The organism is Pseudomonas silensiensis, assembly GCF_050434865.1.
Classification (GTDB): domain Bacteria; phylum Pseudomonadota; class Gammaproteobacteria; order Pseudomonadales; family Pseudomonadaceae; genus Aquipseudomonas; species Aquipseudomonas fluorescens_W.
Genome location: NZ_JBNDJH010000016.1, coordinates 146,339 through 165,575 on the forward strand (window position 1 = coordinate 146,339; position 19,237 = coordinate 165,575).

The following is a 19,237-nucleotide window of genomic DNA, read 5'->3' on the forward strand; positions in this document are numbered from 1 at the left end:
TGCCAGGAACTGATTGAACCAGTTGGCCAGTTGCGCGGTTTCATCGCTGCCACGGATTTGCAGGTTCTTGGTCAGGTCGCCTTCACCTTGGGCGATGCCTTCCAGACCGCTGGCCACGCTGCGGATCGGTCGCACGATAAGGCTGGCGAAACTGGCGCCGACGATGGCGAAGAACACGGCCAGCACGGCGGCGATGATCGCGATCAGCCAGGTCAGCTGGGTGGCCGAACTCATCACGTCGGTTTGCTTGATCAGGCCGATAAAGGTCCAGCCCAGTTGCTCCGACGGCCAGACGTTGGCCATGTAGCGCTCGCCGTTCAGCTCGACTTCCACCAGCCCTTTGCCGGCCTTGCCGAGTTGCGCGTAGCCCTCGCCGAGGCTGCTCAAGGGTTTGAAGTTGTGTTCCGGTTGCTTCGGATCGACCAGCACGGTGCCGGTGTTTTCCAGCAGCATCAGGTAACCGGTTTCACCGAGCTTGATCTGTTTGACGATTTCGGTGAGCTGCTTGAGCGTCACGTCGATGCTGACCACGCCGCCATTGGTGCCCAATTTGTTGTCGATGGTGCGCACGGTACTGACGTACGTCGCGTCGTCCTGGGCCCAGTAATAGGCCTCGGTGCGCAACGGTTTGCCCGGTTTGGCCTGGGCAGCCTTGTACCAGGGGCGCTGGCGCGGGTCGTAATTGCTCAGCTTCGCATCGTCCGGCCAGGACACATAACCGCCCGCCGCGGTGCCGAGGATGGCATAGGCGTAGGACGGGTGACTGTTACCCAGGTCCTGAAGGAGGCCGAAAACCTTCTTGTCCATCTCGCCTTGGGGAATGCTCTCGGCGTTGGCGCTCATGTAGGTCTTGAGGCTGTCGTCGGAGTTCTTGATCAGCGGTTGGGTCGCCAGGTAATCCACGTTCTGGCTGATGCCGTCAAAGAACAGTTGCATGGCGTTGCTGACCTGACGAATTTCGCGGCCACTGCCGTCAACGAAGCTGTCCTTGGCATCACTGCGCAAGTTCAGCACAACCAGGGTAGCGACCAGCACCACCGGCAAGCAGGCGATGATTGCAAACGCCCAGGTCAACTTCTGTTTGATGTTCATCCGCGCTCCAGATTTTTCTTGTAGGCCCACGCAGTGCAGATGACTCGCGGATTATTGGCAGCCGTAAACGTTGTTGATCGACCCGGTTCCGTGAGTGCGCCATCGTTGTTATTGCCGAAACGATTGTCGGACAAATCACTTTGTCTCTGATGACTTCGGCTGATCGAGGCGGAAATTGAGGCCTATTAAGAAAAATCCTACGAAGGGTATGAATCGGGATGTCAGCCTCTGTCGCAAATACCCGCTTAGCCCTTCAGCAACAAGTGACGCAGGGTCAGCTATGATCTGTGGCGGCCGATGACGACCGGCGGTTGTGACCGATTAAACCGGCACATTGTGTGCTTGTTGACGGTCACAGGAACGTTCATAGGTCGGCAACCCCTCCCCCGAATGAGTGGATTGCCGTATAAGGAATGACTTTCGCGTGTTTGGTAATAAAGGACCCCCAATAAAAGCTGATGAAGACTCCAAAACGCATTGAACCCCTGATCGAGGACGGTCTGGTCGACGAGGTGCTGCGCCCACTCATGAGTGGTAAAGAAGCAGCTGTTTATGTGGTGCGCTGCGGCAACGAGTTACGTTGCGCGAAGGTCTACAAGGAGGCGAATAAACGCAGTTTCCGTCAGGCGGCCGAGTATCAGGAAGGCCGCAAGGTGCGCAACAGCCGTCAGGCTCGTGCGATGGCCAAGGGCTCCAAGTTCGGCAAGAAAGAAACCGAAGACGCCTGGCAGAATGCCGAAGTGGCGGCATTGTTCCGTCTGGCCGGTGCTGGCGTTCGGGTCCCTCAGCCTTACGACTTCCTTGAAGGCGTGCTGTTGATGGAACTGGTGGCCGATGAGTACGGCGATGCCGCGCCGCGTCTGAACGACGTGGTGCTGGAACCGGATCAGGCGCGCGAGTATCACGCGTTCCTGATTTCGCAGATCGTGCTGATGTTGTGTACCGGTCTGGTGCACGGTGACCTGTCGGAGTTCAACGTATTGCTGACCCCGACCGGCCCGGTGATCATCGATCTGCCGCAAGCGGTCGACGCAGCGGGCAACAACCACGCGTTCAGCATGCTGGAGCGGGATGTGGGCAACATGGCGTCCTACTTCGGGCGGTTTGCGCCGGAGTTGAAAAAGACCAAGTACGCCAAGGAAATGTGGGCCCTGTTCGAAGCCGGCACCTTGCACCCGGCCAGCCTCTTGACCGGCGAGTTCGACGAGCCGGAAGAGTTGGCCGATGTTGGGGGGATCATGCGCGAGATCGAGGCGGCACGCCTTGATGAAGAGCGCAAGCAAGCGGTGCGCGCGGCAGATGATGCGCCACCAGGCAAAACCGAAGAGCCGCCTCCGCCCTGGATGCAGTGATTGGTTAACGAAAAACCCGGCTGTTGGCCGGGTTTTTTATGGGTGGTAGGGGCTATTGTGTGGTGTCAGATGGATCGACCCCTCACCCCAGCCCTCTCCCCACGGGGGAGAGGGGGAAAGGGAGCCGATCTTCAAGTTTTTCAAAGCCTGAGTTCGACTCGGAATCTCAGGTCGATGTAGCTCCAAGAACACCTCGGTCAGTCCCCTCGCCCCTCGGGGAGAGGGTTAGGGTGAGGGGGGGAGCTTTCAGATCCACCCCAAATCCGTCTACCGTCCACCGCTCAAAACCACACTCAAGGACTGAATGTGAACTCCACCCGCAACGCCCAACTGATCATCTCCGCCCGTCTGATCTCAGACTTCGGCGCCTTCCTCAACATGGTCGCCCTGGCCACCTACGTCTACCTGCTCAGCAACAGCGCCATGAGCGTCGGCATCTTCCTCGCCAGCCGCGTGGCCGGTGGGATTTTCGCCAGCCTCATCGGTACGACGTTTTATCGCCGCTGGGTCGGGCGCCTGCCGCTGATTGCCTTCGACCTGTTGCGCGCCGGGCTGCTGGGCCTGCTGCTGGTGCTACCTGTCGGCCAGCAGATGCTGCTGTTACCGGTGATCGCTTTCGGTCTGGGATTTGGCAACTCGATGTTCGCCATCGGCCTAAACAGCCAATTGCCGCACTTGATCGAAAGCGATCACCTGCTCAAGACCAACGCCTGGATCACATCGGCGTCGTCGGCGGCCATGGTCGGCGGAAGTCTGGTGTCGGGGCTATTGGTGGCAGCATTCGGCTTTGAAACAGTGTTTGCGCTGAACGTGGTCACTTATCTGTTGGCAGCGTTGTTCATCGTGCCGCTGCGCTTTTCACAACCAGCACCCAGTGATGAACCCACCCACAAACGTGGTGAATGGGCGGCCCTGCTTCAGGGCCTGCGCAGTACACCTGTGGTGGCCGCGATGCTCGCGGTCGCGATGGCCGACACCCTTGGCAGTGCCGCGCACAACGTGGGGTTCCCAATCATTTCCAGACTGCTGACGCCCGAGTCGGCCAGCACCACGCTGGGCCTGATGTTGGCGGTCTGGGCCAGCGGAAAACTCATTGGCGCGCGCATCGCCAGCCGGCTGAAGGGTTCGGACAACGTGAACCTGGAGCGGCGATTTTTCTTTGGGGTGTTGCTGATGTCCTGCGGCTTCATCCTGATGTTTCAGCAGCAAACGCTATACGGTTTGCTGTTGTTCTCGTTGCCGGCGGGGTTGGGCGACGGTTTCTCTGAGGTCGGCCTGATGTCGCGCCTGCAGCGTGAACCGGACAGCCTGCGCCTGCCGATTTTCAGCTTCTTGACGCTACTGCAAATGACCGGGTTCGGCGTCGGCATGTTGATCGCCGCGCCGTTCTATTCGTGGTGGACGCCGGGTGCCGTGGTGCTGTTGTTCCACGGCATTCCCCTCACCACCTTGTTGGTGGTGAAAGGGCTGGCAATCAGGGGCGAGCGGGTTGTGCGCAACAGCCCGACTCCAGGTTCTTGAGGATCGGGCAGTCGGGACGGTGATCACCGTGGCAGTGTTCGACCAGGTCCTGCAGGGTGTCGCGCAGTTGGCCGAGTTCGCGGATTTTCTGGTTCAGCTCGTCGATGTGCTGACGGGCCAGGGCCTTCACGTCGGCGCTGGCTCGTTGGCGGTCCTGCCAGAGGGTCAGCAGTTTGCCGACCTCTTCCAGTGAGAACCCCAGGTCCCGGGAGCGCTTGATGAACGCCAGGGTGTGCAGGTCGTCGTCGCCGTAAACCCGATAGCCGCTGTCGGTACGATGGGCGGCCTTGAGCAAGCCGATGGATTCGTAATAACGAATCATCTTCGCGCTCAGGCCGCTTTGGCGGGCCGCTTGGCCGATGTTCATCGGTTGTCCTCCAGATCCTTGGGTTTCCAGGTTTTCAACAGTAGCGCATTACTCACCACGCTGACGCTCGACAACGCCATGGCCGCACCGGCCAGCACCGGGTTGAGGAAACCGAACGCTGCCAGCGGAATGCCGATCAGGTTGTAGACGAAGGCCCAGAACAGGTTCTGACGAATCTTCGCGTAGGTCTTGCGGCTGATCTCCAGCGCTGCCGGCACCAGCCGTGGGTCGCCGCGCATCAGGGTGATCCCGGCCGCGTGCATCGCAACGTCGGTGCCACCGCCCATGGCGATGCCGATGTCGGCGGCGGCCAGGGCGGGTGCATCGTTGATGCCGTCGCCGACCATCGCTACCACGCCGGTTTTTTTCAGTTCGGCGACGGTGGCAGCTTTGTCCGCCGGCAGTACTTCGGCGTGGACATCCTTGATGCCCAGCGCCTCGGCAACCACCTTGGCGCTGCCGCGATTGTCGCCGGTCAGCAGGTGGCTGCTGATGTTGCGTGCGCTGAGTTGTTGCACAGCTTGCAACGCGCCGGGTTTGAGGGTGTCGCCGAAAGCGAAGAGTCCCAGCACCCGAGGTTCGGAGCTTTGCTCGATCAGCCAGGACAGGGTCCGGCCTTCGGTTTCCCACGCGGCAGCAGACTCAGCCCATTCTCCGGCGCTCAAGCCGCTCTCTTCCAACAGACGACGATTGCCCAGCGCCAATCGACGACCGTCCAGAGTGCCCGCGATGCCACGGCCGGTCAGGGACTGGCTGTCGGTGACATCGGCCACGGTCAAGCCGCGTTCGGCGCAAGCGTCCAGAACTGCCTTGGCCAGTGGGTGTTCGCTGCCGCGCTGCAGGGCGCCGGCCATTTGCAGCAGGGCCGCTTCGTCATGGTTGATTGCGCTCAAATGAGCGATGCGCGGCGTACCCGACGTCAGCGTGCCAGTCTTGTCGAACACCACCGCACTGACTTCATGGGCTCGCTCCAACGCTTCGGCGTCCTTGATCAGAATCCCGTGGCGCGCCGCCACGCCGGTGCCAGCCATGATCGCTGTCGGCGTGGCCAGCCCCAGGGCGCACGGGCAAGCGATCACCAATACCGCCACGGCATTGATCAGCGCCGTTTCCATCGGCGCGCCGTACAACCACCAACCGATCAAGGTGGCCAACGCAATCAGCAGCACCGTTGGCACGAACACTTGGCTGACTTTATCCACCAGCTTCTGGATCGGTGCCTTCGCCGCTTGAGCATCTTCGACCAGGCGGATGATGCGGGCGAGCACGGTTTCCGCACCCAAGGCCAGTGTGCGAACGAGCAACCGGCCTTCGCCATTGATCGCGCCGCCGGTGACTTTGTCGCCGGGTTGCTTGGGCACCGGCAGGCTTTCGCCGCTGATCAACGCTTCGTCGGCGTGGCTCTGGCCTTCGACCACTTCACCGTCCACCGGGAAGCGTTCGCCAGGTTTGACCATGACCAGATCATTCAGACGCAAGGCGCTGATGGCGACATCTTGCTCGCGGCCGTCGATCACCTGAATCGCCCGTTCCGGACGCAAGGCTTCGAGGGCGCGAATGGCACTGGCGGTCTGGCGTTTGGCGCGGCTTTCCAGGTATTTGCCCAGCAGCACCAAGGCAATCACCACCGCCGAGGCTTCGAAATACAGGTGCGGCATGCGCCCGGCGGCGGTGGCCCACTCATAAAGACTTAAGCCATAACCGGCGCTGGTGCCCAACGCGACCAGCAAATCCATATTGCCCGCACCGGCGCGCACGGCTTTCCAGGCCGCGACGTAAAAGCGTGCACCGAAGATGAATTGCACCGGCGTGGCCAACGCGAATTGCACCCAGGCCGGGAGCATCCAGTGCACGCCGAACGGTTGCAGCAACATCGGTAGCACCAACGGTGCAGCGAGGACGATCGCCATGATCAAGGCCCAACGCTCGCGGTGCAGGCGTTGTTGTTGATTATCGGTTTGCGGGTGTTCGACTTCCCAGACACTGGCGCTGTAGCCAGCCTTGGTCACGGCAGCGATCAAGGTTTGCGGATCGATATGGCCGAGCAGTTCGAGGTGAGCGCGTTCATTGGCCAGGTTGACGCTGACGCTCTTGACCCCCGGTACCTTGGCCAGCGCTCGCTCGACTCGGCCAACGCAGGAGGCGCAGGTCATGCCGTCGATGCTCAACTCCAGGCTCTGCTGCGGCACGCTGTAACCCGCCTGCTGCACCGCGTCCATCAAGGCCGGCAGGCTGTCGCTGGGCGCTTGAACCCGGGCCTGTTCGGTGGCCAGGTTGACGCTGACGGCAGAGGCGCCGATGACTTTGCTCAAGGCACGCTCGACACGCCCGGCGCAACTGGCACAGGTCATGCCGGCAATCGGCAGATCGAAAGTGGTGGATTCGGACATCGGTCACGCTCCCTGTAGAAGATGACTACAGGATCAACCTTGCCATGCTGGCAAGGTCAAGCGCCATGTCTCAGATCAAAAGATGATCGGTGTGGTGATTAATATTCTAGGGCAGTGGGTTTCAGGTACATCCCTTCCTGCGTCATCGCAATCCGGAACTTCAACACATCACCGGCCTTGAGCGTGATGTTCTGCGAACCCGGTGCAAGCATGCCCGGGTTGCAACCCGGCGCCTGGCCCGGCAGCAGCTTAAGACGCAAGGAAACATTACCCGGCGGCAGGTTGAACGAGGTGCTTTGCTCCTGGAATAACCGCGCCGACAGCTGATCGTGAATGTACACGCCGATCTCGCAGGAGGTCGCGACTTCCAGGCGCTCGCGGGAAATGATCAGTACGCCATAGTCCTCCCCGGCGGCTTGAACTGAAGGTGTCGCGGCCAATAGGCTGAGAAAGCCAAACAGGCTGAGAGCTGACCAGCGCATGGCTGAATCTCCTGATGTCGAGTCATTGATGGACGCAGCTTGGCCGAGCGAGACGCCGATTGCCAGCCCGGCAGCGCAGTTCAGAACTTGACCTTGCCACGGTGGCAAGCTCGAGACTGCACACAACTTCACGAAAGGAGTCACCCCATGCAAGTGTTCAACGTTCAAGGTATGTCTTGTGGTCACTGCGTCAAAGCCATCACCCAGGCGCTGCAAGCCAAGGATCCTGCGGCCAGCGTGCATATCGATCTGGCCGCGAAAGAAGTCGGCGTCGAGAGCGCTTTGTCGGCGGATCAGGTGATCGCGGTGATCACCGAAGAGGGCTACAAGGCGAAAGTCGCCTGAAGCTTTTTAATAGTTAGCGACCTAACGGAATGTTCAAGGCGTCCATGCGCGGCTAGACTGTGGGGCTGCCGCCCCCTGTCCAACTGGATGCCTGATGAATTTCCGTTCCATTTTGATTCTTGGCGCCTTGAGCGCCTTCGGTCCGCTGGCGATCGATTTCTATCTGCCGGCCTTCCCGGCGATGGCGCTCGCCTTCGCCACCGATGAAAAACACGTTCAGCTGACCCTGGCGGCGTATTTCCTCGGTTTGTCCATCGGTCAACTGGCTTACGGCCCGGTGGCGGATCGCTTTGGGCGCCGCATTCCCTTGCTGACCGGTGTCGGCTTGTTCACTGCGGCTTCCTTGGCCTGCGCCTATGCGCCGAACCTCGAATGGCTGATCGGCGCACGTTTCGTTCAGGCGTTGGGCGGGTGCGCGGGGATGGTGATCGCGCGGGCGATTGTCAGCGATAAATGCGATGCGGTGGGTTCGGCGAAGGTCTTTTCGCAGCTGATGCTGGTGATGGGCCTGGCGCCGATTCTTGCGCCGATGCTGGGCGGGCTGTTGGTCAACACCACGGGCTGGCAGTCGATCTTTCTCGCGTTGACCGGTTTCAGTGCGCTGGCAGGGTTGGCCGTGGCGCTCGGGTTGCCGGAAAGTCTGCCGGCCCATGTGCCGCGTCAACCGTTGTCGGGCGCGTTGCGTCAGTACGGTCGACTGTTGTCGGATCCGGTGTTCCTCGGCCACGCCTTGACCGGCGGCATCGCCATCGCCGGGATGTTTGCCTACATCGCCGGTTCACCGTTCGTCTTCATCAAGCTGTATGGCGTGCCGCCCGAGCATTTCGGTTGGCTGTTCGGTACCAACGCGGCGGGCTTCATTCTGGTGGCGCAGCTCAACGCGCGACTGCTGGCCAAGCGTGGCCCGGCGTTTCTGCTGTCGCGCACCGTATGGATCTACGTCGGCGCCGGTCTGGCGCTGCTGGCCGTCAGTTCGCTGCACACCGCGCAGCTATGGCCGTTGCTGATTCCGCTGTTTGTCTGCATCGCCAGCCTCGGCTGCATCCTTCCGAACGCCTCGGCCTGCGCGATGAACGGGCAGGGCGCGCGGGCCGGCAGTGCGTCGGCGATGCTCGGTTGCCTGCAATTCAGCGTCGCCGCCGGGGCCGCAGCACTGGTAGGTGTTTTACACGACGGCAGCGCCATGCCGATGGCCATGGTCATCAGCCTGTGCGGAGTTCTGGTGGTGAGCGTGGCGATGCTCACCCGGCGTTTGCAAAATGCCCGGGCGCTGGCGCAAGCCCAGGTCTGAGGATGGACTCAGCCAGCAGCGCGCTGCTGCTGGTGTTCAGTAATCTGATGAGGGGCTTGCAGTCGCGCTTCAAGGGTGCGGGTGAAAGCGCGAGCTTCGGCTTCGCTGCGGAATGTGACGACGTGTTGGTCCAGACGGACCTGCCACTGGGATTTTGCCAGTTCTTTTATCAGGATCTTCATTGCTGATCTCTCCTCTCGTAAAAGATGTCACTTAAAGGAATGCGTCACAGAGCTTCACGATTGTAGACCCGAATACGATCGCAATTGTGACAACGGTCAACCTTCGGACTGACGGTGTCGCCCATCTGGGCGACAACTGTGTCAGTTTGTTTCAGAACCCTTCGAGCACAATCTTGCCCTTGGATTTGCCACTTTCGAGCAGCTCATGGGCGCGGCGCAGGTTCGCCGCGTTGATGGTCCCGAAATGCTCGCCGACCGTGGTCTTCAGCGTCCCGGCGTCGATCAGATCAGCCACGCGGTTGAGCAGTTTGTGCTGCTCGATCATGTCCGCGGTTTCGAACAGCGAGCGGGTGTACATGAACTCCCAGTGCAGCGACAGGCTCTTGCGCTTGAGCTTGGTCACGTCCAGCGCCTTCGGATCATCGATCAGGGCCAGTTTGCCTTGCGGCGCCAGTGCCTCGATCAACTGATCCAGGTGGTGATCGGTCTGGGTCAGGCTAGCGACGTGGGTCACCTGATCGACACCCGCGCGTTTGAGTTCTTCGCTCAACGGCTGGCTGTGATCGATCACCAGGTCAGCACCCAGCTCACGCACCCAGCTCTGGGTTTGCGGGCGGGAAGCGGTGCCGATGACTTTCAGCCCAGTGAGCTGGCTGGCCAGTTGCGTGAGGATCGACCCCACACCGCCAGCGGCACCGACGATCAACAGGCTCTGGCCTTCATCGGTTTTGCCTTCACGCACTTGCAGGCGTTCAAAGAGCAATTCCCACGCGGTGATAGCAGTCAGCGGCAGCGCGGCGGCTTCGGCGAAATCGAGGGTTTTCGGCATATGGCCGACGATCCGCTCATCGACCACATGCAGTTCGCTGTTGCCGCCCGCGCGGGCGATGGAGCCGGCGTAGAACACCTTGTCGCCGGCCTTGAACAGCGAGACTTCGCTGCCGACGGCCTTGACCACACCGGCCACGTCCCAGCCCAGCACTTTCGGCGCGCCCGCTTCAGGCTGGACGTTCTGACGGACCTTGGTATCCACCGGGTTGACCGAGATGGCTTTGACTTCCACCAACAGGTCGCGCGGGCCGGCAACCGGTTCTGGCAGTTCGATGTCTTGCAGCGAGTTTGCGTCGCTGATTGGCAATGAGGCGTAGTAGGCAATGGCTTTCATTGGGGCTCCTGAAAAGTAATAAAGAAGGAAGAATTCAGACGATGGCGCGCAGGCGCTTGAGGTCGAAATGTTCGAGAAAGGCGCCAGCCTTGGCGCGGAAGTTCTGGATATGCGCGCTGGCGTCATGGGTCTGCAGGGCTTCGTCACTGCTCCATTTTTCGATCATGTAGAAGGCATGAGGATTGGCGAGGTCCTGGTGCAAGTCGTATTGACCGCAACCGGCCTCGGCGCGGGTCGGTTCCAGCAGCGCTCGCAAATGCTGTTCGAGGGCGTCCTGCTGACCGGGTTTGGCGATGAGGGTGGCGATAGCGGTGAAAGGCTGGGACATGTTCGGCTCCGGCAACGGGATGAATTCGATGGGACGGATGATTGGCTATTTCTCTGCAAGATAAAACCCGCTAAAAGAGCAGTCTCTTTCAATATTTTTTTGATAATCGAGGCTAAACAATGCTGCGTTTCGATGACTTGCAGTTGTTTGTCCGGGCGGCCGACCTGGGCAGTCTGTCAGCGGCGGCGCGCGGGATGGACATGTCGGCCGCGGTAGCCAGTGCAGCGTTGAAGCGTATCGAACAGCAGCTCGGCGCCCGATTGCTCGCCCGTTCTACCCGTAGCCTGCGGCTGACCGCTGAAGGCGAGGGGTTTCTCGAATACGCTCGGGCCGCCTTGAGCAATCTCGATGAGGGCCGCCGTTTATTGGCCAGTGGTCAGGACCAGGTCAGCGGGATTTTGCAGCTGTCGGCGCCTTCGGACTTTGGCCGCAACTTGCTGCTGCCTTGGCTGGACGAGTTTCAGCGAGAGCATCCGAAGCTCACGGTGCGTTTGCTGCTGGGCGACCGCATCGCCGACCTGTTCCGCCAACCGGTGGACATCGCCCTGCGTTACGGCGAGCCGGAAGACTCAAGTCTGGTGGCGCTGCCCATCGCCCCGCAGAACCGCCGCGTCCTGTGTGCCGCTCCGAGTTACCTGGCCCGGCATGGCGAGCCTCGGCAACTGGAGCAACTGGCTCAGCACAACTGCCTGCTGTTCATGCTCGGTAGCCGGGTCCACGACCATTGGAGTTTCCACGATGGCAAACGCGAGGTCAGCCTGACCGTTAGCGGCGATCGTTTCAGCGATGACGCCGATGTCGTGCGGCTGTGGGCGGTGGCGGGCGCCGGGATCGCCTACAAATCCTGGCTCGATGTCGCGGCCGATGTGCTGGCCGGTCGATTGAAAGTGCTCATGCCGGAACTGCTCTGCGAGCGCGCACCGCTGAATTTGCTGTGCGCCCATCGCGCACAATTGAGTAAGCCGGTGAACCTTTTACGGGAAATGCTCGCCAGCCGATGCGCCCGGTTGAGTAGTCAATTTCCGACGTTATCGGGCACCGATCATTAGTCGCAGGCAAATAGCGAAATTTCACTCAGGAAGTATCACCACCAATGGTTTCCCAAGGGCAGGAACCGGCGGTTAACCCGCATATACTAGCGCCCGCCTCATGTACGCACCGTCGATCTCGCCATGGCGAGTCCACGTCCGAGTCAGCCAGGCCCCATGGTCAATCGCCGTGGCTTTGCGAAACCTGCGAAGCAATGGCCAGTGCGATTGGCCGGCTTTGCCCGGTTTATGGCGGTTTCCTCGCCTTGGCCGACGACACATTACTGGTCAAGATGTCTCTGAGCAGTAGACGAAACGATTCAACAGGGAGTGAATACATGGAACATGCACCTTGCATCAGCCAGATTGCCACGTTGCTGGCTGACCCAAAGCGCAGCGCAATGATGTGGGCCTTGATGGACGGCTCGGCACGGCAAACCGAAGAGCTGGCCTTGTTGGCCGGCCTGTCACCGTCTTCGGCCAGTGCGCATCTGGGGCGTTTGTCTGCCGGAGGTCTGTTGAAAGTCGAAGTCCGCGGCCGCAAGCGGTTCTTCCGTCTTGCCGCGCCTGAAGTGGGCGCCGCGATAGAGGCACTGGCCAGCGCCACCCTGGCCAGTACGCCTCGGGAAATCCCGGACATTTTCAAGCGCACGACACCCATCGCCAAACCTCAGGCCGCACCTTCGTCACTCTTGCGCGCCAGGCTTTGCGACGACCATTTGGGCGGCACCCTTGCCGCCGATCTTTACCAGCGTCTGCTGGATGCAGGCTGGATCGAACAGTTCGATCAGCGGGTCATGATCACCCACAAGGGCGCCACGCAATTGGCGACACGGGGCGTGTTCATCCAGGCGCTGGCTCATCGCAACAACCGGGTTGCCTGCGCTTGTCCGGACTGGAGCGAAAGACGCCCGCACATGGGCGGATCTCTGGGGGCGGCGTTGCTGCAATTGTTCATGCAGTCAGGCTGGCTGAGCCTGCCCAACGATTCGCGAGCCTTGCAGATCACCGCCGCAGGGCAGCGTGAAATCCATCGATTCGCCAAGGAAACCGAGCTGGAAATGGCGTTGTAGACGCATCGAGATCGACGTCCGTAGCTTCGGGCGTCGTTTAGAGCTGCGAACAGGTCGCATCCAGCAGTAACCCCCAGCAGCTATCGCGCACACTCGTCCGGGGACTTTCGGATTGGGGGAATGTGACATGGAAACACGAGGCTTCAGCGCGGCAGAACGACTGGAACGGCTGCCCATCAGCGGTTATCACCGAATCATTTTCATCATCATTGCCCTGGCGTTTTTCTTCGACTCCATGGACCTGGCAATGATGACCTTCTTGCTCGGCTCGATCAAAACCGAGTTTGGCCTGAGCACGGCGCAGGCCGGGTTGCTGGCCAGTTCGAGCTTCTTCGGCATGGTCGTGGGGGCGTCGCTGTCCGGCATGCTGGCCGACCGCTTCGGCCGCAAGCCGGTGTTTCAGTGGAGCATCGTGTTGTGGGGGATCGCCAGTTATCTGTGCTCCACGGCGCAGAACGTCGAAACGCTGACGTTGTTTCGAATCCTGCTGGGGATCGGCATGGGCATGGAGTTTCCCATCGCTCAGTCGATGCTCTCGGAGCTGATCCCTGCCAAACGGCGCGGGCGCTACATTGCGTTGATGGACGGTTTCTGGCCGCTGGGCTTCGTCGCCGCCGGCGTGCTGTCGTACTTCCTGCTGCCAGTGATTGGCTGGCGGGACATCTTCCTGGTGTTGGCGGTGCCGGCGGTGTTTGTCCTGGCGATTCGCTTTTTCATTCCCGAATCACCGCGTTGGCTGGAACAGGCCGGGCACCATGACGTGGCAGACAAGGTCTTGCTGCGCATCGAAGATCGGGTCCGGACCTCTCTGGGACGTTCGGAGTTGCCTGAGCCAATCCGCCTGCCGAGAGTGGCGAGTACGCCGGGCCATTTCTTTTCCGCGTTGCGGCAGATCTGGTCGCCGCTATACCGCCAGCGCACGATGATGATCTGGAGCGTCTGGTTCTTTGCCTTGCTGGGTTTCTATGGCCTGACGTCCTGGCTCAGTGCCTTGCTGCAGCAGTCGGGTTTTGCCGTGACCCAGTCGGTGTATTACACGGTGCTGATTTCCCTCGGCGGGATTCCCGGTTTCCTGATGGCCGCCTGGCTGGTGGAGCGTTGGGGGCGTAAACCGGTGTGCGTGGTGACGATGCTCGGCGGCGGCGCGATGGCGTTTCTTTATGGTCAGAGCGCGGTGTTTGGCGGCAATGTCAGCCTGTTGATTGCGTCGGGGTTGCTGATGCAGTTTTTCCTGTTCGGCATGTGGGCGGTGCTTTACACCTACACGCCGGAGTTGTACCCGACATCAGCGCGGGCCACGGGCTCGGGTTTTGCGTCGGCGATTGGCCGCGTGGGTTCGTTGCTCGGGCCAATGGTGACCGGGCTGGTGTTCCCGATGACCGGGCAGGGCGGGGTGTTTGCGCTGGGGGCGATGTGTTTTGCGATTGCGGCGGGGGTAGTGTGGGTGTTCGGGATGGAGACCCGGGGCAAGACATTGGAGGAGTTGAGCGAACCGGTGGTCATCAATTAATCACCGCGTTATCGTTCTTCGCGGGCAAGCCTCGCTCCTACAGGTACAGCGTCGGTCTCAAGAACGATGCAAAACCTGTAGGAGCGAGGCTTGCCCGCGAAGGCGGCCTTAAGGTTTCACCAACCGTGCATCCAAACTGTTCTGCGCCAATCGCTTGGCCTGATCCTGGGTCATACCCAAATGGGTGTACAACGCGTCGAAGTTCTCGGTGACATAACCGCCGAAGTACGCCGGGTCATCCGAGTTCACGGTCACTTTCACGCCACGCTCGAGCATGTCGAGAATATTGTGCTGAGACATGTGATCGAACACGCAGAGCTTGGTGTTCGACAACGGACACACGGTCAACGGGATTTGCTCGTCGATGATCCGCTGCATCAAGCGCTCGTCTTCGATGGCGCGCACGCCATGGTCGATGCGCTGGACTTTCAGCAAGTCGAGGGCTTCCCAGATGTACTCGGGCGGGCCTTCTTCACCGGCGTGGGCGACGGTCAGGAAGCCTTCGTGACGGGCACGATCAAACACGCGCTGGAACTTGCTCGGCGGGTGACCCATCTCCGAACTGTCCAGGCCGACGGCGACAAACGCATCACGGAACGGCAGCGCCTGGTCGAGGGTTTTCTCGGCCTCTTCTTCGCTCAAGTGACGCAGGAAGCTCAGGATCAAACCGCTGGTGATGCCCAGTTGCTGCTCGCCATCCTTCAACGCGGCGGCGATGCCGTTGAGCACCACTTCAAACGGCACGCCACGGTCGGTGTGGGTCTGCGGGTCGAAGAACGGTTCGGTGTGAATCACGTTCTGCGCCTTGCAACGCAACAGGTAGGCCCAGGTCAGGTCGTAGAAATCCTGAGAGGTGCGCAACACGTCGGCGCCCTGGTAATACAGGTCGAGAAACTCTTGCAGGTTGTTGAAGGCATAGGCCTTGCGCAGGGTCTCGACATCGCTCCACGGCAGGGCGATCTTGTTGCGTTCGGCCAGGGCGAACAGCAACTCGGGCTCCAGCGAACCCTCAAGGTGCAGGTGCAGTTCTGCCTTGGGCAGGGCGTTCAGCCAGTCGTACATAGTCTTTTCTCATCAGGTGCAGATGGCGAGCATTCTACAGATGCCCGTGGAAACAATTAGCAAAACCTGACCAGCCGGTTCATCACAGCGCTTCCTGTTCCCGTCGATAGGCGTAGTCGGCGAAGAACGGGCAATTCTCAAGAACGCTGAAAACTCATTGTGGGAGTGAGCCTGCTCGCGATGAGGCCGTCACATTCAACATCCATGTTGACTGATAGTCCGCTATCGCGAGCAGGCTCACTCCCACAGGGTTTTGTATTCGGCTCGGGATTTACTTCGGGATGTCCGCCTTCATGCCTTCAACGTAGTAGTTCATCGACGCCAGTTCCGCATTGCTGGCCGTCGCGCCAGCCGCAATTTTCGCGGCGTCCGCCTGATCCTTGATCGGTCCGGTGAACGGATGAAAAGCACCGCTTTTGATGTCGGCAATGATCTGCTCTGCCTCGGCCCTCACCGGCGCTGGCACCAGATCGCTGATCGGCAGTTCAACCGTGTCTTCCTTCAACCCGCCCCAGTAATCCTGCGATTTCCACAGGTGATCGAGCACGCTTTGGGTCACCTTAATGTAGTGCGGCCCCCAGTCGTTGACGATGGACGTCAGCACGGCTTTCGGCCCGAAGTACGCCATGTCCGAAGCGTAGCCCACGGCATACACGCCGCGACGTTCGGCCGCCTGGATCGGCGCCGGGCTGTCGGTGTGCTGGAACACCCTGTTGCGGATCACCCGCTCGGCGTCGGCGCCTTCAGCGACGTTCTCCACATAGTTGGTGGTGATCTGATTACCGAATTTTTCGGCCAGCGCCTTGCGCCCTTGTTCATGCTGATACGTCCCGCCGTGGTCGCCAATCGGACCGATGTAGACGAAGCCGACTTTCAGCGGGTCGGCGGCACTGGCAGTCAGGCTTGCGCTCAGACCGATGGCTGCGGCGACGGCGCAAAGCAGCTTCGTCAACGGACGTTTGAGCATGAATGGGAACTCCATGTTGTTGTGAGGTTGGCAAGGCCAATGCAAGTTGCTGACCAACAGGACAACAAATGGCTCGAGACCGTGTAACGGCCATCGCGAGCAAGCTCGCTCCTACAGGATTTGTGCAGGTCATGTGGGAGCGAGGCCGATAAAAGTGCATAGGCTGGCACGGCTGCCATCCACTGGTGCGCTAAGGTGTAACGAAACGTTAGTGCCGCCCCGCAGTCAGTAGCTCATCACTCTGTTCGCTTCAGTCGGCAAAAAAGGCCCGCAATGCTCACACTCCTCAAGCAAGAAAAGTTTCTGCTGCTGGCCCTGCTCGCCGCCATCGTCGCCTATCCGCTGGAACACTGGATGCTGCACAGCGGTCAGCCCATTGCACTGACCGCCGGCCTGGTGCTGATCGCCTTCATCGTCGTTGCCTCCATGCGCGTCGCCCATCACGCCGAACTGCTGGCCGAAAAAGTCGGTGACCCTTACGGCACGATGATCCTGACCCTGGCCGCCGTGCTGGTGGAAGTGGTGATCCTGGCGATCATGATGAGCAACGAAGCCTCGCCGACCCTGGTACGCGACACGATTTACTCGGCGGTGATGCTCGACATCAACGGCATCCTCGGCCTCGCTGCGTTGATGGGCGGGCTCAAGCACGGCGAACAGTCCTACAACGACGACTCGGCGCGCAGCTACAGCGTGATGATCCTCACCGCCATGGGCGTTTCCATGGTGGTGCCGGAGTTCATTCCCGAGGCCAGTTGGAAACTCTATTCGGCGTTCACCATTGGTGCGATGGTCGTGCTTTACGCCTTGTTCCTGCGCATGCAGGTCGGGCCGCACAGTTATTTCTTCAGCTACAGCTACCCGGAAAAACGCCGTAATAAAGTCCCGAACGAAGAACCTGAGCCCATCAATCTGGGGCTGAGTATCGGGACATTGGTATTCGGCGTGGTGGTCATCGGCGCCTTGGCCGAAGTGATGTCCAAGACCCTCGACCTGGGCCTGGAAGGGACGGGCGCACCGCCGGTGATCACGGCGATCCTGGTGGCGGCGATCTCGGCGGCGCCGGAGATTCTGACGGCGTTGCGGGCGGCTCTGGCCAACCGCATGCAGTCGGTGGTCAACATCGCCTTGGGCGCGTCGCTGTCGACGGTGATCCTGACGGTGCCGGTGATGGAAGCGATGGCGCTCTACACCGGCCAGCCGTTCCAGATGGCAATGACCCCGGTGCAGACGGTGATGATCTTCCTCACCCTGATCGTCAGCGCGATCAACCTCAACGATGGCGAAACCAATGCCATCGAAGGCATGACCCACTTTGTGTTGTTTGCGACATTCATCATGTTGTCGCTGCTGGGTCTCTAGCCCCACGACAAATCCCCTGTAGGAGTGAGCCTGCTCGCGATAGCGGTGTGTCCGACACCCTCAATGTCGACTGACACACCGCTATCGCGAGCAGGCTCACTCCTACAGTTTTGATTTGTGTTGAATCAGGTTCCGGCGATTAGCTGCCGGGCCGCCTGACTGTGATTGGCGATCAGGCCTTTGAGATCCAGCCCTTCAACCTGCCCATCAATCACCCGCCACTTGCCGCCGACCATCACCCGATCTGCCCGATCAGCGCCGCACAGCAGCAACGCCGACACCGGATCATGACTGCCGGAGAAGCGCAGTTCATCGAGCTTGAACAGCGCCAGATCCGCCTGCTTGCCCACCGCCAGTTCACCGATATCGGTACGCCCGAGCAAACTCGCCGAACCCTTGGTCGCCCACCCCAGAACCAATTCCGGGGTGATCTTCTCGGCGCCATAACGCAGCCGCTGAAGGTAAAGCGCCTGACGGGTTTCCAGCATCATGTTCGACGCATCGTTGGACGCCGAACCGTCCACACCCAAGCCCAGCAATGCGCCGGCAGCGGTCAGATCCAGCGTCGGGCAAATGCCGGAAGCCAGGCGCATGTTCGAACTCGGGCAATGGCAAATCCCGGTACCAGCGGCACCGAGGCGAGCGATTTCGTCCGGGTTGAAGTGAATGCCATGAGCCAGCCAGGTGCGCGGGCCGAGCCAGCCGACGCTGTCCAGGTAATCCACCGTGCGCAGGCCGAAGCGTTGCAGACAGAAGTCTTCTTCGTCGAGGGTTTCGGCCAGGTGAGTGTGCAGGCGCACGTCGAGTTTGTTCGCCAGTTCGGCACTGGCCGACATGATTTCCGGGGTCACCGAGAACGGTGAGCAGGGCGCGAGGGCGATCTGGATTTGAGCGCCATCGCCACGTTCGTGGTACTCGGCGATCAAGCGCTGGCTGTCGGCGAGGATTACTTCGCCTTCCTGCACGGTTTGCTGTGGTGGCAGGCCGCCGTCCTTTTCGCCGAGGCTCATGGAACCGCGCGTCAGCATGGCGCGCATGCCCAGTTCGCGAACGCTTTCGACTTGTACGTCGATTGCATTTTCCAGGCCTTGCGGAAACAGGTAATGGTGATCGGCCGCGGTGGTGCAGCCAGACAGCAGCAATTCGGCCAAGGCGACTTTGCTGGCGAGGGCGAGCTTTTCAGGGGTGAGGCGTGCCCAGACCGGGTAGAGGGTTTTCAGCCACGGGAACAACGGCTGATTGACCACCGGTGCCCAGGCGCGGGTCAGGGTTTGATAGAAGTGGTGATGGGTGTTGATCAGTCCCGGCAGAATCACATGCTCGCGGGCATCGAAGACTTGTCCACAGGGCGCGGAAGGTTGCTGGCCAGCGGCGAGCACTTCGACGATCAAACCGTCTTGCAGCACCAGGCCGCCACGGGCATCGAGGCCATTGGCAGCGAAGATCGCGAGGGGATTTTTTAACCAGGTACGGGTCGCAGGCATGTTGGCCGGCTCCTCTGAAAGTGGGGTTCAGGTTAGCCAGCTCAGTGATTACCCTGTCTGCTGATCCAGGGTCGTCGCGGGGACGAGGTGCGGAGTTTCAAACAAAACCGCTCGGCCGGCAAGCTCCGGCCGACCAGACAACACAAATCCCTGTTTGGAATGATCCTTGTAGGAGTGAGCCTGCTCGCGATGAGGCCGTGTCATTCAGCATTGATGTGGCTGACACTGCCTCATCG

The 19,237-nt window shown here is 60.6% G+C and carries 17 protein-coding genes and 1 pseudogene; 8 read left to right on the forward strand and 10 right to left on the reverse strand.

Annotated elements, in window-relative coordinates; genetic code table 11:
• Window positions 1-3 precede the first annotated feature (3 nt).
• A pseudogene (locus tag QF010_RS22255) lies at window positions 4-1,092 on the reverse strand (cache domain-containing protein); the annotation flags it as partial.
• Window positions 1,093-1,550: 458 nt separating this feature from the next.
• On the opposite strand from QF010_RS22255, the gene QF010_RS22260 reads away from it, so the two are divergent.
• Window positions 1,551-2,444, forward strand: coding sequence for a PA4780 family RIO1-like protein kinase (locus QF010_RS22260; protein WP_033059517.1), 894 nt, complete (start codon window positions 1,551-1,553; stop codon window positions 2,442-2,444).
• 306 nt (window positions 2,445-2,750) lie between these two features.
• On the forward strand, window positions 2,751-3,965 hold the full coding sequence (locus QF010_RS22265) for an MFS transporter (protein WP_429533965.1): 1,215 nt from the start codon (window positions 2,751-2,753) through the stop codon (window positions 3,963-3,965).
• Here the strand turns inward: QF010_RS22265 and cueR are convergent.
• The 3 genes from cueR to QF010_RS22280 form a co-directional block, all read right to left on the reverse strand.
• Complete coding sequence (gene cueR / locus QF010_RS22270) at window positions 3,919-4,332, reverse strand: Cu(I)-responsive transcriptional regulator (protein ID WP_008156539.1); 414 nt, start codon at window positions 4,330-4,332, stop codon at window positions 3,919-3,921. The genes QF010_RS22265 and cueR overlap by 47 nt on opposite strands.
• Entirely contained in the window at window positions 4,329-6,722 is a 2,394-nt protein-coding gene (locus QF010_RS22275) for a heavy metal translocating P-type ATPase (protein ID WP_429511185.1), read from the reverse strand. The genes cueR and QF010_RS22275 overlap by 4 nt, the downstream gene beginning before the upstream one ends.
• A 98-nt stretch (window positions 6,723-6,820) precedes the next feature.
• Entirely contained in the window at window positions 6,821-7,204 is a 384-nt protein-coding gene (locus tag QF010_RS22280; protein WP_033059512.1) for a hypothetical protein, read from the reverse strand.
• Window positions 7,205-7,351: 147 nt separating this feature from the next.
• Between QF010_RS22280 and QF010_RS22285 the strand changes: the two genes are divergently transcribed.
• On the forward strand, window positions 7,352-7,549 hold the full coding sequence (locus tag QF010_RS22285; protein ID WP_429511184.1) for a heavy-metal-associated domain-containing protein: 198 nt from the start codon (window positions 7,352-7,354) through the stop codon (window positions 7,547-7,549).
• 94 nt (window positions 7,550-7,643) lie between these two features.
• Window positions 7,644-8,840 carry a multidrug effflux MFS transporter gene (locus QF010_RS22290; protein ID WP_429533966.1) on the forward strand — a complete coding sequence of 399 codons (1,197 nt, stop codon included), beginning with the start codon at window positions 7,644-7,646 and terminating at the stop codon, window positions 8,838-8,840.
• 8 nt (window positions 8,841-8,848) lie between these two features.
• Here QF010_RS22290 and QF010_RS22295 read toward each other — a convergent pair whose 3' ends face one another.
• From QF010_RS22295 to QF010_RS22305, 3 genes are all read right to left on the reverse strand, one after another.
• Entirely contained in the window at window positions 8,849-9,022 is a 174-nt protein-coding gene (locus QF010_RS22295) for a hypothetical protein (protein ID WP_197281765.1), read from the reverse strand.
• Window positions 9,023-9,173: 151 nt separating this feature from the next.
• A complete protein-coding gene (locus QF010_RS22300) occupies window positions 9,174-10,187 on the reverse strand; it encodes a zinc-binding alcohol dehydrogenase family protein (protein WP_033059506.1) in 1,014 nt (337 codons plus the stop codon).
• A 34-nt stretch (window positions 10,188-10,221) separates the two neighbouring features.
• Entirely contained in the window at window positions 10,222-10,515 is a 294-nt protein-coding gene (locus QF010_RS22305; protein ID WP_033059505.1) for a putative quinol monooxygenase, read from the reverse strand.
• 119 nt (window positions 10,516-10,634) lie between these two features.
• Between QF010_RS22305 and QF010_RS22310 the strand changes: the two genes are divergently transcribed.
• The 3 genes from QF010_RS22310 to QF010_RS22320 all read left to right on the forward strand — a co-directional run bounded on the left by QF010_RS22310 (window position 10,635) and on the right by QF010_RS22320 (window position 14,126).
• Complete coding sequence (locus QF010_RS22310; RefSeq protein ID WP_033059503.1) at window positions 10,635-11,564, forward strand: LysR family transcriptional regulator; 930 nt, start codon at window positions 10,635-10,637, stop codon at window positions 11,562-11,564.
• A gap of 317 nt (window positions 11,565-11,881) precedes the next feature.
• Window positions 11,882-12,616: an ArsR/SmtB family transcription factor gene (locus tag QF010_RS22315; protein ID WP_033059501.1), complete on the forward strand. Its 735-nt coding sequence runs from the start codon at window positions 11,882-11,884 to the stop codon at window positions 12,614-12,616.
• Between the two features lie 127 nt (window positions 12,617-12,743).
• Window positions 12,744-14,126 carry an MFS transporter gene (locus tag QF010_RS22320; RefSeq protein WP_033059499.1) on the forward strand — a complete coding sequence of 461 codons (1,383 nt, stop codon included), beginning with the start codon at window positions 12,744-12,746 and terminating at the stop codon, window positions 14,124-14,126.
• A 108-nt stretch (window positions 14,127-14,234) separates the two neighbouring features.
• Here QF010_RS22320 and QF010_RS22325 read toward each other — a convergent pair whose 3' ends face one another.
• A complete protein-coding gene (locus QF010_RS22325) occupies window positions 14,235-15,188 on the reverse strand; it encodes an adenosine deaminase (protein ID WP_429511180.1) in 954 nt (317 codons plus the stop codon).
• 271 nt (window positions 15,189-15,459) lie between these two features.
• The gene (locus QF010_RS22330; protein ID WP_429533967.1) at window positions 15,460-16,155 is read right to left on the reverse strand and encodes a BMP family ABC transporter substrate-binding protein; all 696 of its coding nucleotides are present in this window, start codon (window positions 16,153-16,155) and stop codon (window positions 15,460-15,462) included.
• 273 nt (window positions 16,156-16,428) lie between these two features.
• On the opposite strand from QF010_RS22330, the gene QF010_RS22335 reads away from it, so the two are divergent.
• Window positions 16,429-17,517 carry a calcium:cation antiporter gene (locus tag QF010_RS22335; protein WP_429511178.1) on the forward strand — a complete coding sequence of 363 codons (1,089 nt, stop codon included), beginning with the start codon at window positions 16,429-16,431 and terminating at the stop codon, window positions 17,515-17,517.
• Window positions 17,518-17,642: 125 nt separating this feature from the next.
• On the opposite strand, the gene QF010_RS22340 is transcribed toward QF010_RS22335, so the two are convergent.
• The gene (locus tag QF010_RS22340; RefSeq protein WP_429533968.1) at window positions 17,643-19,001 is read right to left on the reverse strand and encodes an 8-oxoguanine deaminase; all 1,359 of its coding nucleotides are present in this window, start codon (window positions 18,999-19,001) and stop codon (window positions 17,643-17,645) included.
• Between the last annotated feature and the right edge of the window lie 236 nt (window positions 19,002-19,237).

Bases quoted from the DNA above. Each gene is read 5' to 3' on its own strand.
- QF010_RS22335 (WP_429511178.1), top strand. From the start codon at position 16,429: ATGCTCACACTCCTCAAGCAAGAAAAGTTTCTGCTGCTGGCCCTGCTC.
- QF010_RS22320 (WP_033059499.1), top strand. From the start codon at position 12,744: ATGGAAACACGAGGCTTCAGCGCGGCAGAACGACTGGAACGGCTGCCC.
- QF010_RS22315 (WP_033059501.1), top strand. From the start codon at position 11,882: ATGGAACATGCACCTTGCATCAGCCAGATTGCCACGTTGCTGGCTGAC.
- QF010_RS22275 (WP_429511185.1), bottom strand. From the start codon at position 6,722: ATGTCCGAATCCACCACTTTCGATCTGCCGATTGCCGGCATGACCTGT.
- cueR (WP_008156539.1), bottom strand. From the start codon at position 4,332: ATGAACATCGGCCAAGCGGCCCGCCAAAGCGGCCTGAGCGCGAAGATG.
- QF010_RS22340 (WP_429533968.1), bottom strand. From the start codon at position 19,001: ATGCCTGCGACCCGTACCTGGTTAAAAAATCCCCTCGCGATCTTCGCT.
- QF010_RS22285 (WP_429511184.1), top strand. From the start codon at position 7,352: ATGCAAGTGTTCAACGTTCAAGGTATGTCTTGTGGTCACTGCGTCAAA.
- QF010_RS22305 (WP_033059505.1), bottom strand. From the start codon at position 10,515: ATGTCCCAGCCTTTCACCGCTATCGCCACCCTCATCGCCAAACCCGGT.
- QF010_RS22325 (WP_429511180.1), bottom strand. From the start codon at position 15,188: ATGTACGACTGGCTGAACGCCCTGCCCAAGGCAGAACTGCACCTGCAC.
- QF010_RS22330 (WP_429533967.1), bottom strand. From the start codon at position 16,155: ATGCTCAAACGTCCGTTGACGAAGCTGCTTTGCGCCGTCGCCGCAGCC.
- QF010_RS22295 (WP_197281765.1), bottom strand. From the start codon at position 9,022: ATGAAGATCCTGATAAAAGAACTGGCAAAATCCCAGTGGCAGGTCCGT.
- QF010_RS22280 (WP_033059512.1), bottom strand. From the start codon at position 7,204: ATGCGCTGGTCAGCTCTCAGCCTGTTTGGCTTTCTCAGCCTATTGGCC.
- QF010_RS22300 (WP_033059506.1), bottom strand. From the start codon at position 10,187: ATGAAAGCCATTGCCTACTACGCCTCATTGCCAATCAGCGACGCAAAC.
- QF010_RS22260 (WP_033059517.1), top strand. From the start codon at position 1,551: ATGAAGACTCCAAAACGCATTGAACCCCTGATCGAGGACGGTCTGGTC.
- QF010_RS22290 (WP_429533966.1), top strand. From the start codon at position 7,644: ATGAATTTCCGTTCCATTTTGATTCTTGGCGCCTTGAGCGCCTTCGGT.
- QF010_RS22310 (WP_033059503.1), top strand. From the start codon at position 10,635: ATGCTGCGTTTCGATGACTTGCAGTTGTTTGTCCGGGCGGCCGACCTG.